Annotated in this window: 7 protein-coding genes; 6 read left to right on the plus strand and 1 reads right to left on the minus strand. The window is 34.3% G+C overall.

The genetic code is table 11. From position 1 onward, the window contains the following. The first annotated feature begins 408 nt into the window (after window positions 1-408). Window positions 409-999, plus strand: coding sequence for a T9SS type A sorting domain-containing protein (locus tag QMO11_RS07365; protein ID WP_282036701.1), 591 nt, complete (start codon window positions 409-411; stop codon window positions 997-999). Between the two features lie 57 nt (window positions 1,000-1,056). On the opposite strand, the gene QMO11_RS07370 is transcribed toward QMO11_RS07365, so the two are convergent. Then, complete coding sequence (locus tag QMO11_RS07370) at window positions 1,057-2,685, minus strand: tetratricopeptide repeat protein (protein WP_282036702.1); 1,629 nt, start codon at window positions 2,683-2,685, stop codon at window positions 1,057-1,059. 486 nt (window positions 2,686-3,171) lie between these two features. Between QMO11_RS07370 and QMO11_RS07375 the strand changes: the two genes are divergently transcribed. From QMO11_RS07375 to QMO11_RS07395, 5 genes are all read left to right on the plus strand, one after another. Next, window positions 3,172-10,929, plus strand: coding sequence for a S8 family peptidase (locus QMO11_RS07375; RefSeq protein ID WP_282036703.1), 7,758 nt, complete (start codon window positions 3,172-3,174; stop codon window positions 10,927-10,929). Between the two features lie 99 nt (window positions 10,930-11,028). Continuing rightward, complete coding sequence (locus QMO11_RS07380; protein ID WP_282036704.1) at window positions 11,029-14,136, plus strand: SusC/RagA family TonB-linked outer membrane protein; 3,108 nt, start codon at window positions 11,029-11,031, stop codon at window positions 14,134-14,136. A 4-nt stretch (window positions 14,137-14,140) separates the two neighbouring features. Next, entirely contained in the window at window positions 14,141-15,706 is a 1,566-nt protein-coding gene (locus QMO11_RS07385; protein WP_282036705.1) for a RagB/SusD family nutrient uptake outer membrane protein, read from the plus strand. Between the two features lie 120 nt (window positions 15,707-15,826). Next, window positions 15,827-16,765: a hypothetical protein gene (locus QMO11_RS07390; RefSeq protein WP_282036706.1), complete on the plus strand. Its 939-nt coding sequence runs from the start codon at window positions 15,827-15,829 to the stop codon at window positions 16,763-16,765. A gap of 5 nt (window positions 16,766-16,770) precedes the next feature. Continuing rightward, a complete protein-coding gene (locus QMO11_RS07395) occupies window positions 16,771-17,211 on the plus strand; it encodes a DUF4625 domain-containing protein (protein ID WP_282036707.1) in 441 nt (146 codons plus the stop codon). The last annotated feature ends 147 nt before the right edge of the window (window positions 17,212-17,358 follow it).

The raw sequence follows: 17,358 nt of genomic DNA on the forward strand, positions 1-17,358 counted from the left end.
TGTAAGTTTTTTGTTCTGTAAAGTATTGAATTGTAAGGGTGATTTCTCGTATGTGTATAGTTTGTAAGTTGTGCCGTGTTTAAAATGTGAGGTTATATTAACAGACTTTTGAGTTTTTATTAAGGTAACTAATTTGAATTACTACCTTATATCAAGCTACTTTGTGAAGTATAAAGTAAAACATAGCTGCTGATATTTCTTCAATCATATTCTAATCGGTTATTGCTTATGTATTGCGCGTTTATCAAGTATAATATGCAGCTCACTGTGTTTTTACTCAAATCAGAATTCTAGAATTACAATATACTTAATGGTAATGGTTTATGAAAAGGGAAAAGCTTTAGTAGCTAATGATGCTTTTTTCTGTTCATATACTATTCCCCTAATTATTAATTTAAATTTTATTACATGAAAAATTTTACAATGATTATGATGGTAGCTATGCTATCTGTTGGAAGTGTTTTTGCTCAAAGTGCTGATTTTATGGTTAAAGTTTGGGATAGTTCCATTGGTTGGGATAGTAATGTTTTTGGAGCTGTTATTCTTTTAGAGGAGGTTGATAATTCTTCCAATACCCACAGTGTAACTGTAGAGGACGGTGGATTTGCTACTCCGTCAACTATATTTTGGGGTGTTCCGTATGGCAGTTATAATGTAACAGTTACTGCTGATGGTTATAAGCCATACACATCAGTATTAGCAGTTAATGAAAATGTAGGAAATGATAATGTGTTCTATCTAGAACCACTTGCAACTAATATACATGAAACTAAAATACCTTCTATTTCAGTTTACCCTAATCCTACAACTGGGTTAGTAAATATCTCTACTGAAGTAGAAAAAGTAGAAGTTTACAATGTAAGCGGCAGCTTAGTAAAAGTGGTTAATGGTCCTGCTTTAACTGGTTTTGATATTTCAAATTTATCAAATGGCTTATATGTATTAAAAGTAACTGATAGTAATAATGAGACGGCTTTAATAAAAATCAATAAAAAGTAATAATTGATATCCTATCTCACTGGGGTGCTGAATATTTGGCACCCCTTTCAATTGTATTTAAAAAGACTCAACATATTTAACTAAGCTTTCATCTTGGCGAGTAATTCCAAGGCGTTTACGTAAGCGGCTGCGTGCAACTTCAACACTTCGTAATGATTGGTTTGTAATAGAGGCAATTTCCTTTGATGTCATGTTTAGTTTAAGTAATGCACATAAGCGTTTTTCAGTGGGTGTTATGTCTGGGTGTGCATTAAGTAAGTTTTTGTAAAAGTTACTATGAACTTGCATAAATCGTAATTCAAACTCAGTCCAGATTTCTTTATTACTATGTGATTGTAAATTTAGAACAATACTTTCTATAGTTACTTTGTTATTTTTTCGAGTATCACCTTTTAACGCTTTTAAATCTTTAAGAACATCTGATATAACTTGATTTTTTTGAATAAGCAGCATTACATTGGTAGTTAGTTCTCTGTTCTTACTTTCTACATCTTGCTCTAGTTTATTGTACTTTTCATTTAATATTTTCTGTTTTGCTTTGGTTAATCGTACTATAAGTATACTAATTAGTAATAATGCAGTAAGTAATATAATTAATATAGTATATCTATATCTAATTCGGGTTTTATCTACCTTGTTTGATTCTTCAATTTGTTCTAATTCATGTGCAACTTTCAGTTGAGATATGCGTGCTAATTTTTGTGTGTTAATAATGCTGTCACTTAATTGTTTATATGTGATGTGTTCTGCAAGAGCTTCTTTGTACATGTGCTTTGCATTGTAAATATTAAACAATGAATAATGTGATGCTTTTTGTAACTCCTGTAATTTCTGAGGTTCAGAAATTGATAAGGATTTATGGGTTGCCCATTCAGCACTGTCGAAATGATTAATCAATATATAGTAATTTGCCAAATAGTTGTAGGTGGCGGATAGACTTTCAGATATAGTATCCTTACCCCTAACTTCTATTGCTGCCATAAAATAGTCTTTAGCTTTAATGAAGTTATTTTCGTTAAGTTCTATTATACCTAAGTTATTATAAATTGAGCCAATAATACTATTGTCTTTAATCACATAAGCTTCTTCTAAAGCCTTGTTATAGTATTCTTTTGCTTTTATTGATTCATTAGATTTATTGTAGGCGCTTGCAATATTATTATAAAGTTTTGGTTTAAAATGATTCAGTTTCTTTTTGTCTTTATCAGAAAGGACATGGAATTGGTATATTGCATGTTGGTAGTTATCTATGGCATTGTTAAACTCACCAATCCTATCATAAATCATTGCAATGTTATTGTAGCACTGAATTAAATTTGTGTTGTTTTTTGATTTTTTAAAATTATCACTAGCCTCAAAGTATTTTGCAATCGCCTTATCGTAAGTCGATAATACATAGTATAAGTTGCCATGTTCAAGTTGAAATTTGGCAAGCCAGTTGTTGTCTTTTTTGTTTTTTGCCAATATTTCACCTTGAGTTGCAAAAATAATGGCCTTTTTAGGGTCGTAAGTTCTTGTATGCTCTATAAGTTCAGATAAAAGCGTAAAACTTTTCTCTTTTTCAGTAATGTTGTTGAGTTTGTATACCAGACTATCTTCCCTTCTACTATTGCTTGCATCTACCCATTGAGAATAAAAAATTAATATACTTGCTAAAAAGTAAAATGATAATTTTTGTGTGCACATGGCTAATTATAGATTCGTGTATTTAGTTAGTTGTAATCAATGTCTAAAAATACCTAATATCATCGAAAATAAGGAGTAGATCTTCCTCAAGTAACATATTCCTTTTAAAGCAAGTTTAGTAGTGTTTGTGAGGTGTTATGGTTCTGTAAGTGAGCATTTAGGTTGTTGTAATGAGAGGTGATATCTGGTAAGAAGTGTTCCCTGTTGAGGTTTTATTGCATCCAATTTGAGTTTATATTAGGGTATAAACTTAGTCTCTCAAAAATTATATAGGCTCATTTGTGAATTGTTAAATGTGGGTAAGTAGTCCTCATTATCTGAGTAAGGCGTTTGTAAATTGGTTCATAATTCAAGTAATAAAAGATTCATTCTCTAAAGAATTTTTTTATTAGTTGAATTTTGATCAATTAGTCGTTGTTTGTGATAATAAGGTATTTGACTGCTCCTATAATTTTGAATGCAATTATTAAACCAAAATCATTAAAAATGGACAGGAAACAGAATTATTTCTTGTTGGTACTATTGCTATTTGTATCTAGTTTTGCTGTAAATGCACAACAGATATTTAAAGATGGTTATCAACAAGGGGTATTTCGGGTAAAGGTTAAGCCCGAAGTAGAAAGTATGATGTTAAAATCAGCATCAAACAGTCAAACACAAATTGGGGTAGTTGAATTAGACGATGCACTTCTGCACATTAGAGCTACCAATCTAAAACGCGTTTTTCCGTATAGCGCAAAATTTGAAGAGCGACACAGAAAACATGATTTACACTTGTGGTATGAAATAAACTATTCTTCAGGAGATGAATTGAATACTGTTGTTTCTTCCTTTTCTAATTTACCGTTAATAGAAAAATCAGAAGGAATACGCGAAAAAGCGGTTCATGCCACTAAGTTTATCCCATATGAGGGAAATCTAAAATCTATCTCGGATAGCGACTTACTTGATAAGGAATTTTACTTTAATGATGAGTTTTTATATCAACAATATCATTATGCCCCTACGGGAGCTCTAGATCGATTTAATTTAGCGCATATTAATTTGTTTGAGGCATGGGAAAAATGTGCTGGAGATAATTCTGTTATTGTATCAGTGCACGATCAAGGTGTTCAATACGATCACCCAGATCTTGCAGCTAATATGTGGACTAATCAAGCAGAAATTGATGGAGACGATGCGGCTGATAATGATAATAATGGATATGTAGGCGATAAATATGGTTATAACTTTGCTTCTGGTAAAGGTGCTATTGCTCCAGATATTCATGGAACGCACGTTTCAGGTACAATCGCGGCAGTAAATAATAATGCATATGGCTGTTCAGGTATCGCTGGTGGTACAGGAAACGGTGATGGTGTGCGTATAATGAGTTGTCAAATTTTCGATGGTTCTAGTCAAGGCGGAATAGGAAATTCATTTGTTTATGCAGCTGATAACGGTGCTGTAATCTCACAAAACAGTTGGGGGTATCCCACGCCTGGTACATTCGAGGAATCTGTAGAGGCAGGAATCAAATATTTTATAGAAGAGGCAGGGAATTATGCAGGAAGTCCTTTACAAGGGGGTATTGTAATTTTTGCGGCAGGAAATGCCAATCAAGATGATGAATTATATCCAGGGTATTTGCCTGAGGTTTTTACTGTTGCATCTATACACGAAAATAACACTAAGGCTAGCTATTCTAATTATGGTAGTTGGGTTAATATAAGTGCTCCCGGTGGTGATTTAGATTTTGATGAAGAACTAACTGAGGATGAAACAGATATTCCATTACATCATGGTATTTTTAGTACCGTTCAAAATGATGGTTACGGTTGGTTAGAAGGAACAAGTATGGCTACTCCTCATGTTACTGGTGTGGCTGCTTTAGTTGTATCTCATTTAAAAGACAAAAATTTAACCAATACCGAATTGTTTTCTATTCTAGAAGGATCAGTTGATAACGTTTATGGTGAAAATCCTACCGATCATAAATATTATGGCAAACTAGGTAAGGGGCTTATTAATGCTTTATATGCCTTAGATGAAAAAACAGCAGTAAGACCAACTACAATAACTAACCTAGAGATTAAGGCTTTTAGTCAAGATTTATTTGAACTTGCTTTTACTGTTCCTGTAACAGGTTATAATAGAGAAGCTGAATATTATTATCTATATTACTCAGAATCAGAGTTTGCTGAAAAAGACTTAAGCTCATTACCATACCAAAAAATTGATGGAGCTGCTGGTGTTAATGCTGGCGAAGTAATGAATTGTGATATTATTAACTTAAAACCTTTAACTAAATATCATGTTGGTGTAGTTGCTTTTGATAAGTGGGGTAATAAGTCACTTTTATCAAATTTAGTTAGTGAAACAACAACTGCAGGACCAGTTGCTAGTTTAGAGGTTAATTATACAGATATATCAAACGGAACAGAACCATATGAATATGTTATTCACAACATTGATGTAAAAACTAGTCCAAATGTAAGCGGTGAGTTTACTTTAGGTAATGAAGGGGAAGGTATATTAAACTGGAAAACCAATATTGATTATACAGATAAGAAAATGTGGTTCGAGCCAATTCCATCACCAACACAGGCTCAAGTATCTTCTGCATCTATTGTACAATCATATGCTGCATCACCATATCAAACATTAACAGAATATAATCAACATCCTGATACTGCCTTGTATAAGGGTTATTTAAATGCATCTTCATTTTATTTCATTGGAGAGGCGCATGCTGACAATCCAAGTTCATCAGCCACTCGTTATAGAGTTGCTCCGGAAATTGATGGTGTTGGTTCTGAAGGTTTTAACATGACGCATATTGCTGCTAGGTTAAATGTTGAATTGGAACCTGGTGAAACAATAATGCTCGAAGTTTTTGAAGGTTCGGATATCACAACAGCAGGCTTACGTCATCGTCAATTGCTAAATAAGAATACTTTAAATCAGACTCATATACACGAGCTTAGAGCAAATATTCATTTTGAGCCAGGGGCTTATTTTTGGATTGTTTTACATCCGCCAACAGGTTATAAATATCCTTTAGGGATTGCTTTCGAAAGCGAAACAGGATATGGTAAATCTAACTGTTTTTACAGTAGCAATTATGGTGCATCGTGGCAATCTTTAGCCGATGTTTACATGGAGGGTTATGCCTTTATGGTTGAGGCCATAAGCTATTATTCTCAAGGGAATCATTTTGTTACCATGTCGAATTCTGAAGGCCGTATTTATGCTGGGCAAGAAGAAATAGTTACTTACGATCTCGATGTATCTAAAATTATAAATGGTACTTATCATTTCGATGTTAATACATATACTAACGATCACGATAACGATTTACTTAGTTATCGTATGCAAGCAAATGTTGAAGGACATGAGCCAGTTATTTCAGGTACTAATTTAGTAGACTTTGGTAGGGTAGTAATTGGCACAGAGAAGCATGTTCAGGCTTTTATTACCAACGATGGACTTGCTAACTTTTATTTAAATAGAAATGAAACTGGATTAGCAAGTAAAGAAATACTAATTAGCGGTAGTACAAGTACATATAGATCTCCTAATACAGTTTCCGCTTTAACGTCGTCATTTTTCGAATTAGGATATAGCCCTAAAACCGAAGGCCCATTTAATGATTATATACGTTTTTATAACTCAAATGGTGATGAAGAGTATATTATAAAAGTAACTGGTTATGCGGTAAATCCTCCGGTTTGTAATATGGAACCAGAAGAGGTTACATTTGAGAGTGTCAGTATTGGAAATGAATTGAGCGGAAGTTTTACATTACAAAATGATGGCGATTATCCTTTACATTATTATGTACCTAAGTTCGCTAATAAACCAGTTGATTTTGAAGATAATGGTATAAAAGTAAATGATTTTGGTTATTTCTTCGAGAAAAACCAAACAGGACCATGGGAGGATATTTCCGAAACAGGTTCTGAAGTTCCTGATATTCTTAATAGAACATCCGTTCATTGGTTACACGAAGTTGAATTGAGTTTTGGTTTCCCATTCTTCGGAAAAGTAGAGCGTAAAGCTTATATCACACCTTTTGGTGTTATTGCATTTACCGAAGATGGTACTTACAATAGTTATCCAATGGCACCGCTTAAAGACTCTAGTCCATCACGTGCATTTTCTGCCATTGGTGAGCCTTTTGCATTTGATCCTAACATTCCAAGTAAAATCTTTTATCAAGATTTCCGCGATTATTTTGTGGTACAGTTTCAGGATTTTCCAATGGGTAGTCTCGATGAGGAAACAGGAAAGTTCATTCAGCATCAAATTACCTTCCAAATGGTGCTTTATAAGGAAGGGCATATGGAAGTTCGTTACCACGATTTAGATGGATTTACGAATACAACATTTTGGTCTTTATGGGCACATGATTTAGAGCAAGAAGATGCTATTATCGGTAATTATTTTCTTGAAGGTGCTGATCTTGAAATTGCGCAAGGAAATAACGTGAAGTTCATAAATCCAGGTTTAGGTTTATATAATTCAATTACAAATCCATCAGGTATTATCATGTCTGGAGAATCTGTACAGTTAGATTATACAATGGAAACCGTTGATTTAAATGAACAAACATATGTTGAGTATCTGCCAATATTAACTAACGAACCAGCAAATCCATTTATTAATTTTAAGGCAACGCTTAACGTTACCGATGGTGGAGAAACAGATATTACTATTGTAAACGAAGCATTTGATTTTGGCGATGTATATCATCACGCATTTGTAACTGAAGAATTACAAATAAGAAATGATGGTCGTGCACCTGGTGTAATCACTAACATGGAGTTAACCGGATCAAACGCAGATGCTTTCGAGATAGTTACGGACTTTACATTTCCTTTTGAGATAACACCTAAAACAATAGAGTTTTTCACTATAAAAGCAAAAACAGAAACTATTGGTGCTTTTAGAGGGCGATTAAAGGTAACGATCGAAGATTCAGGCGAAACTCTTATAGACCTTAATAGTAATGTAGTTAAAGCTCCGTTGTTAAGTTTAGATAATTCTAGTGTCGATGTCTCATTCTGGTCGGGTAATAAAGATGCTGCAAATATTACGGTAACCAATAGTGGCGATAGTAATTTAGAATATGGTATCAAAGGAACTGCTGTTGTGTATGAAGATCATACTACTCTTAAATCGGGTTCCGAATTAAAAGATTTCCAATATCAAGCGTTTACAAAGAAAATGAATCCTAGTATTCATTACGAATGGTTAGATATTTCGGAAACGGGAACCAAGCTTGAGTCCATGGATCTTACTAACTACGATAATTTCTGGAATGAGGTAGAATTACCTTGGTATTTCACTTATTATGGTAAAGAGTATAGTACTTTATATGTTGGTTATTGTGGTGTATTATCATTTACTGAGCAAACCGAAGCATATGCCCGTGGTGGTATTAGAGTACCTTCAGAGGAAGGGCCTAATAACATTATAGCACCGATGTTTGGCTTTAATTATAACGACTTGTTTAACGATAAAAATGCAGGTATCTATTATCAAGAATTTGATGATATGGTAGTTGTTCAGCACCAATCGTTCACCGATGGTTTAGGAATGTCACCCGGTCCAATGTCGTGGCAAGTATTTTTACGTAAGGATGGATCTATTAAATTTCAGTACAATTACGATTTAAATGATAGAGAACTGTCATTAGTACCTTCTTTCTCTGCCATTGGAATTGAAAATGAAGATGGTACCGAGGGTGAGATTGTTGCATTTAATTCAATGTTTGTTGATAGTAATACTGCCATCGAATTTTATCCATATAACAAGGAAGTACTAGCGCCTGGTGAAAGTGCAACCCATAATTTTGTAGTGGACGGAACTAATATCTATGCTGGAGAGTACACCGAAAAGGTTACTATTATTAACAACACTGTAAAGGACGGATTATATAATGTAGATTTTAATTTACATGTTGATGGCGATATAGATGTTGATATCCCAGAAACAGTTGATATGGGTAATGTATTTGTTACTGAGTTAGCTGAGGATGAAACAGAATTTGTATCTCTCGATACACCAGAAGATGAATCATATGTTTACTATTTAGATTTAGAAAATAAAGGACGTAAAGATTTAAAAATTGGTAAAATTATAACGCCTTCAGTTTATGATCACAAAATGCAGCTTTACGTATTATCAGGTAGGGACGCATTGTTTCAAAGTTGGGGATGGTTCGATACATCTGGAGCTATTAATCCTGGATCATATGTATCTGTACCTGCAGAAGGTGTTCTTCAAACAAGAATAGGGATACGTATGAAACCTACGGAATTGAAGGAACTGCTTACCGAATTTACTTTTGTAGAATACGAAGCTGTAAAGGACATGGACTTTATGACTTGGTGGAATTTAACAGAAGATCAGGTTGCTGATGAGTATAAACATAAAATGGTGGTAAAAGCTAATGTTGTACCGGCACCATCATTTGGTATTGACAAAGCTGATATAACTGCTTATGCTATAGATGACTCGTTTGTAGGAAATGAGATGCTCACCATAAGCAATGAGAAGGGGGAAAGCGACCTTCACTTTAGTGTAAATATTAGTTATGAGTATAATTATATTACAACTGCTGCTGACGAATATGCTACGGATAGTTTTATACCATACTCGGCAGATGGCTTAAGTGCCAAAGCTGTTGTTGAAGATGCAAACAAAGTAAAATCTAAATCTCTAAAAGCAGCTAAGTCGTCAAAAGTATTAACACAATTACTTTCAGACGATGTAATACATACTTTTGGTTGGGGATCTGACCAGGTTGATGTTCATACTGTAACACGTTTAGTAGCACCTGAGGATGGATTTTGTATCAGTCAATTAGAGCATTATTATACTTATCGTAATACTTTAGAGGGGTATTATACAGTTCAGGTTTTTGCTGGAGATGATGATTTCTTAAAAACAGGTTTAATATATAGTCAGCGAGTAAATTATAGTTACAGCACGCCTTTGTATAATAATCAGGTTACCAAAGAAATTGTTGATTTTGAAACGCCAGTACTTATTCATGGCGGAGAAACTTTCTTTATTAGAGTAATATACTCCAAAGAAATGATTTCGCCATGTGCCTTAGGAGAAATTACAACGGAAGATGAAGACGGTAATTTCTTTGGATCGACAGGAATTGAATACCGAGAGGTTACAGAATTAGGCGTTCGTAATGCAGGTTGGATGATTAAAGCCATTGAAGAAGATCAAATTTCTCCAAAATGGTTAACATCATCAATTGCAGAAGGTACGATTCCAGCTGGCGAAACTAAAGAGGTTGATTTAACAATGTATGCTTCTCGTGTATTTAGTACGAATAGCAAAGCAAATATCTACATCAACTCAAATGATCCTGCAGCTCGTGTTACTCGCGTCCCTGCTGAGTTAATAAAAAACAATGGACCTACTTACGGTATAGATCAAAACTTTGTGATCGAGATGAATGAAAACGATACATTAAACTTTGTTTTATATGCATCGCATTTAGGTAATTTAGATTATACTTTAACTCTTGCCGAAGATTATGATTTTGTAAGTGGCGAGTTTGATGGTGCTAATATGAATCTTCAGTTTACTCCTAATTACTTTAGTGCAGGTATACATCGTGTTGTAATTGAGGGTGAAGATTCAAAAGGATTAAGTAACACTTATACTTTTATACTAAAGGTGAATAATGTAAATCGCGCACCTGAACAAGTAAAAGATTTTGATTTCAATTATCGATACGATAGAAATTTATCTTATACAATTGACTTAAGAGAGTATATTGCTGATCCAGATGAAGAAGATGTTGTTTACACAGTGACTAAGAATAATGAAGTAATTGACTTATTCACTAGTAACTACGAACTTATCATTAATCCTAAAACATTAGGTTCTTCAATATTAACAATCACAGCAACAGATCCGAATAATGCTGTATTTGAAACTGAAGCAACAGTTACCGTTAGTACACGTGTAGGGGTTGAGGATTTAGAGGAGGATAATATTAGTATTTATCCTAACCCTGTGGTTGATGTAATTAACATTTCGTCAAGCGTTATCGCAAATCAAAAACTGCAATATAGAATATTATCCGTGAGCGGCGAAGTGGTTGATAATGGAGCGATTAATAAAACTGGTAAAACTGCAATTATCGATGCATCAAAAATCCCAACAGGAATTTATATGCTCGAGTTGTTAGGAGAGAATAACTCAATAACTAAAAAGTTTACTAAACAATAGATCTTATTATACATGCACTCTTTATGGGTGCATGTATTTTTCATTATGAGGTGATGTAAAAGTCATGTTTGTAAGTGATTAAGATCAAATAATAGTTATATGAAAAAAACATTTGTATTATTTTGGATACTAACTATATCAGTATTTTCTGTTGTGAATGCACAAAACAGAACAATAACTGGTTTAGTAATTGAAAAGGAGGCCGATCTAGGTATTCCAGGAGTATCTGTAATTGCTCCCGGAACTACAGTAGGTACAGTTACAGATATTGATGGGAAGTTTAATCTTGTGGTTGATCAAACTACTGAATCTATTCAGGTTAGTTTTATCGGAATGGAAACACAAATTATAAAGCTCGATAAAAGAGATCACTATACTGTTTTTATTGAAAATGAGAGTATAGGCCTTGATGAGGTTATTGCAGTGGCATATGGTACTACTAAAAAGAGTTCGTTTACAGGTGCAGCAACAAGTATTAAAGGAGAAAAACTAGCTACAATGCAATCAGCAAACCTTTCTAAATCCTTAGAAGGTACGATTGCAGGTGTACAAGTAACTCAAAGTTCAGGTCAGCCAGGTGAAGGAGCAAGTATTGTAGTTCGAGGTATAGGTTCTATGTCAACGTCAAGTGCCCCTCTTATTGTTTTGGATGGAGTTCCTTATGAAGGTTCGTTAAACTCAATACCTGCACAGGATATTGAAAGTTTTAGTGTGCAAAAAGATGCTGTTGCTACTTCATTATATGGAGCACGAGGAGCCAATGGTATTATTATTATTACTACAAAAAGGGGTAAAGAAGGTTCCGTTAAAATTAACTTCGATAGTCGAATTGGGGTTAATATGCGAGGCGTTCCTAACTACGATATTGTAACTGATCCCGCCGAATATTATGAATTGGCATGGGAGTCAGGACGTAATTCGTTATTAGGTACTTATGGTTATGAACGTGCGGGTAGAGAAGCTTCGAAGGTGCTAATTGACCAAAATTTAAAATATAATGTATACAAAGATGTTCCAAATCAAGAGTTAGTTGATCCATACACCGGAAAGATTAACCCAAATGCAACATCTACAAAATGGGGAAATGAATGGTCTACTGAGCCTTATCATAATGGTCAGCGTCAGGAGTATAATTTAAGTTTTAGTGGAGGTTCTAAGCAGTCGAGCTATTATGCATCTTTTGGTTATTTGTCTGATGAGGGTATTATTCAAGGTTCTGATTTTGAACGCTTGAGTACGCGTTTTCAGCTAGATCAAAAGTTTACTAAATGGCTTAAGTTATCAGGAAGTATAGCTTATATCGGAACCTTACAAAATAGTGCAGAAAGTGGAAATAGTTTATTCAGATTTACTCAAACTATCGCCCCAATCTACCCAGTTTATCAATATAATATAGAAACGGGTGTGCAGAAATTAGATGTAAATGGGCAACCTATTTTCGATTATGGTGTTGAACATGGTCGACCATATTCGCCTTTATCAAATCCAATGGCAGATAATACTACAAATGTTAATGAAAAAAAGGCAGATAATATAAACTTTAGAGGATCAGCCGATTTTTATTTAAGTGAGGGCTTAACGTTTACTGTTAATGGTGCCTACGATTTGTATTTTAGTAATTATTCAACATATAACTCACCATTAGGTGGAGATGCTGTTGACATTGGAGGTGTGGGTTATAAAACATCATCGCGTTACTCGAGTATTAATCTAAATCAGATATTGAATTACGAAAAGTCTTTTGGATCGAATAATTTTAAAGTGTTATTAGGGCACGAGATTAAGCACAACGAAAGTAATCAAATGAGTGGTGGGATGGCTAATTATTTTGACCCGAATAATTCTGAGTTTGCTAACGCTACTTTGTATCAAAGTTTGACTTCTAGTTATGGCGAGTACGCTTTAGAAGGCTACTTTAGTCAATTAAATTACAATTGGGCCGATAAATATTATTTATCAGGAAGTTTACGACGTGATGGTTCTTCCGTTTTTCATCCTGATAACAGATGGGGTAACTTTTGGTCTGTAGGTGCATCGTGGCGCATGAGCGAAGAAACTTTTGTTAAAAATATTGACTTTATTAATAATTTAAAGTTCAGAGCCAGTTATGGTACACAAGGTAAGGATGCTATTGGTTCGTGGTATGCTTATCAAGATCAATATAACGTCGTCAATACTAGCGGAGAACCAGGTGTTGTATTTAGTTCACGTGGTAATCCTGATTTAACTTGGGAAACCGGTACTAACTTTACAGTTGGCCTTGATGCTTATCTATTTAATAAATTGAGTTTAACATTTGATTTATTTATTCAAGATACAAATGATCAGTTATTTAAGTATTATTTGCCAATGTCCCAAGGCCTTCCGCAATATCAATGGCGTAACGATATGGCTTCTCGTAATACGGGTTTCGAAATTGATATGAACTATCAATTGATTAATAAACAGGATTTAAGGTGGAGTTTTAATTTTAATGCCACACATTATAAAAACGAAATTACACAGTTACCTTCACAAAAAGACCCAAATGGTTATGCCGAAGGCAGTTTCTGGAGATCGATGGGAGGAACGATGTTCGATTTCAATGATTACGAATATGCTGGTGTTGATTCAGAGACAGGAAAAGCCTTGTATTACAAATATGAATTCGATCATTATGGTAATAAAATACCTTCAACGGTTGAAGATGTGACTGAAGCAACTTTAACAAAGACTGGAAAAAACTCCATACCTGATTTAGTGGGTGGTTTGGGGTCTAGCTTAAGTTACAAGCAGTTCGACTTTTCATTTCAAGCGGCTTATCAGCTTGGAGGAACTTTAATGGACTCAAATTATAGCGCTTTAATGGGAAGTCAAGTTGGAGGTAATTATCATAGAGATATGTTAAAGCGTTGGACGCCTTTAAATCCTAACTCCGATGTGCCTATTTTAACCTATAATTATCAGGATATGAATGCCATCTCAGATCGTTTTTATACATCTGCATCTTATTTCAGTATACGTAATGTTACATTGGCTTACAATCTGCCACAAAATTTGATGAAACGTTTAAATATTGATAATTGCCAAATATACGCCACAGGAGATAATTTGTGGTTAAAATCAGCTCGTAAGGGACTCGATCCTCGTCAAACAACTTATGGTGCGGTTGGATTTAACTATTCGGCCATGCGTACCATTTCATTAGGTCTTAAACTTAACTTATAGAATTATGATAAGGAATATTTTTAGAAACATACTTTTATTGACCTTAATTCCATTGGCCTCTTGTTCTGATATGTTAGATACAACATTAACAGAAGGAATTAGTGCAGATGACCTTGAAACTACCATTCGTACACATCCAGAAAAATTAAAAGCAGTGGTTGATGGTTTATACTATTTTATGGTAAGCTATCAAGATGGCTCAGGGCACGATTCATTTAATTATACTGCGGCACTTCATGCTACGGATATGATGGGTGTTGATATAGCGATGGATGGGTCCACGTATTTTGAGTGGGATTACATGCACCAATACAGGGCGGCACCATATATTCGTACTGCTTTTATTTGGAATACCTTTTACACTGTAATTGGCAATGGCAATCGCTTACTTGATTTAGCCAACAAACTATCCCCTGAGATTAATGAGTATAGTCCCGATTTTTACGATTCTTGTTTAGGTCAAACTTACGCTTTAAGAGGGATGTCTTACTTATATCTTATTCAGCTATATCAAGAGGTGGTAACAAAGGATCAAATCAACTGGGATGCACCAGGTGTACCAATATTATTATCCGAACTAGAAGGTTTAACACCTGAGGAACAAGATCAACTTAGGGGTAGAAATACGGTTAGGCAAGTACTGGTTCAGGCAGAGTCGGATTTATTAAAGGCTTTAAGTTTATTAGAAAACTACAATAGAGATCAGGATGTAAGAGCAATTAATAAAGATGTGGTACATGGTTTATTAGCCAGATATTATTTGCTAACACAAGAATGGCAAAAGGCTGCAGATCATGCTAATTTAGCCCATAGTTCTTATAGTTTAATGAGAAAAGAAGAATTATTAAGTGGGTTTATGGATGCCAATAGTGAGTGGATGTGGGGATATCGCCATACGGTTGAAACATCATCATCCTTACTATCTTGGTTTGCACATATTTCCAATAATTCACCTGGTTATGCTGGTATTATTGCAGCTCGATTAATTGATAAACAATTGTATGATACAATTGAAGATGGAGATGTTAGAAAAGAGCTTTTTAATGGCCCCGATGGATTAACTCCAGAGAACCAAGAACGATATGATTCAGATATTAAAACTGCGCCAAATATTGAGAAAGGATATGCGAGTTTAAAGTTTGGTAAAAAAACAGATTGGAGTCAAGATTATCCTTATATGCGAAAAGCAGAAATGATTTTAATAGAGGCTGAAGCTTATGCTCGTTTAGGTCAAGAGGATAAAGCTGAAGAAGTTATTAAGGAATTAATGGACAATAGAAATCCTTCTTGGAACCTTGAAGAACAAGGTAGTGAAATGATTGAAGTAGACGTGGATGTGAATATTGATTTCATCTATCTACAACGTCGTATCGAATTATGGGGCGAAGGATTTTCTTATTTCGATATTAAACGTCTCTATAAAGGTATTGATCGATCATACGAAGGTTCTAATCACCGGGCTGCTTCTCAATTAGTGATTGAAGCAGGTGCTGAAAATTGGGTGTTCCAAGTTCCACGACGCGAAATTCAGGATAATGAATTCATCGACGAAAGTGAGCAGAATAAATAGTAGCAGATAAGTTTAATTAAAATGAAACGAAACTATAAATTTCATGTAAAGATGGAGCATCAATGCATCATTAAAATTTATGGGTACGTTACATGTGGCAAACGAAAGTAATTAGAGTATATGAAACAACAAACAATTGGATTCTGTATGTTGCTATTGGGGCTTACGTTCTCATTAACATCATGCTATGAAGAGGTTGATGCTGATAAATACAGCGTGCCTTCTCCGGAACTCGTGCCAACATTAACCACTGTTAGTGACAGTGTTTCTTTTGATAGTTTCTGGTTAGATACAGAAATAAAATTTAATGGAGACGAGGAAATATTAGAAAGTGGGTATCTGGTTTGTACAGATAAGAATTTCCCCGATTCATTATTGATATCAAGGCTAGCAGATTATAAGGACAACCAAATGTCTGCTCAAATTGATTTATTAGTGGGTAATACACAATATTATTATAAAGCATACACCTATACTTTAAATGGTTTTGCTTTTGGAGATGTTGGTAGTATTACAACTACAGAGTCACCTATATTTGAGGATACCTATCTTTTTGGGAAGTTTAATCAAATCGATTATAGTATTAGAGATGGTGTAATAGATGGCGACGATAATAACTATTGGGCAGCACATGGCACTATGGAGATATCGCAAGTAGAAGGTACATATAACCAGATAGCTATTTATAATTTTTGGGGATATGGTCGCACTATTATAGCGGTAGTTAATTTCGAAGACAAAACTTTAGAGATTAGTCCTGCTGAGATAGCTTTTAGTTCGCAAGATGGGCCATTGTATATTTACAGTTGGTCTATGGATGGTGATTATATAAATATTCACCTTGAAGAGGCTGTAAAAGGGACGTATGATGAGAATGGTAATATAAAAATCGAAATGTGGGGTGCTTTTGCTAATACAAGTAGTGGATATTTAATTTTTGAGGCTTGTACCGAAACGCACCTAATTAAAAGAGACGAAGAGATTACTGAAACAACTAAAATGGGTACGCAAAGAGCATCTGTTAATAATGCTTTTACACTTCCTGTTATTTTAAAATAATTATTATGAAGAATTTAAATTTTTTGTTTGTATTCACAATATTAGCAGTTTTAGTTAGTTGTGGAAAAGATGATAATAAAGATAACCAAGCCCCCTATATTGAAGTAATGGCTCCTACCGAGGATCAAATGTTTTTAAGAGGAGGGCACTTAACATTAGATGCCATCTTTCAGGATAATGAAGCATTAAAAGAGTGTAGAGTAAATCTTTTATTTGATGAAGCAATGCCTGATACACTGAAATCAGCAACAGGAATAGATTTACCTTGGGAACCAATTGAAATGGTAATTCCATTATCAGAAACCTACCAAGAAGTAACTAATCTAGTGCTTTTTGGAGATCAGATTCCCATTGAAATTCAATCAGGTTATTATAATTTGCAATTTGATGTTTATGATTTAGCAAAGAATCCGGCTCGCCATAGTGTAAGAGTATTTATTAACTAATAATAGTATGCTGTCCGCAGTATTTAACAATAGACAATGTTAATATATTTAGGATGATCTCCATGGAGATCATCCTTTTTTCATATTAGGCGTACTGTTTAATATTATAAATCCCAACAGGATTGGTTTAATTGAAAGGAATATATA

Source organism: Saccharicrinis aurantiacus, assembly GCF_947489045.1.
GTDB classification, from domain to species: Bacteria; Bacteroidota; Bacteroidia; order Bacteroidales; family Marinilabiliaceae; genus Saccharicrinis; species Saccharicrinis aurantiacus.

Excerpts from the sequence above, each read along its gene's own strand:
- QMO11_RS07370 (WP_282036702.1), bottom strand. The coding sequence starts at position 2,685 with ATGTGCACACAAAAATTATCATTTTACTTTTTAGCAAGTATATTAATT.
- QMO11_RS07385 (WP_282036705.1), top strand. The coding sequence starts at position 14,141 with ATGATAAGGAATATTTTTAGAAACATACTTTTATTGACCTTAATTCCA.
- QMO11_RS07390 (WP_282036706.1), top strand. The coding sequence starts at position 15,827 with ATGAAACAACAAACAATTGGATTCTGTATGTTGCTATTGGGGCTTACG.
- QMO11_RS07365 (WP_282036701.1), top strand. The coding sequence starts at position 409 with ATGAAAAATTTTACAATGATTATGATGGTAGCTATGCTATCTGTTGGA.
- QMO11_RS07380 (WP_282036704.1), top strand. The coding sequence starts at position 11,029 with ATGAAAAAAACATTTGTATTATTTTGGATACTAACTATATCAGTATTT.
- QMO11_RS07395 (WP_282036707.1), top strand. The coding sequence starts at position 16,771 with ATGAAGAATTTAAATTTTTTGTTTGTATTCACAATATTAGCAGTTTTA.
- QMO11_RS07375 (WP_282036703.1), top strand. The coding sequence starts at position 3,172 with ATGGACAGGAAACAGAATTATTTCTTGTTGGTACTATTGCTATTTGTA.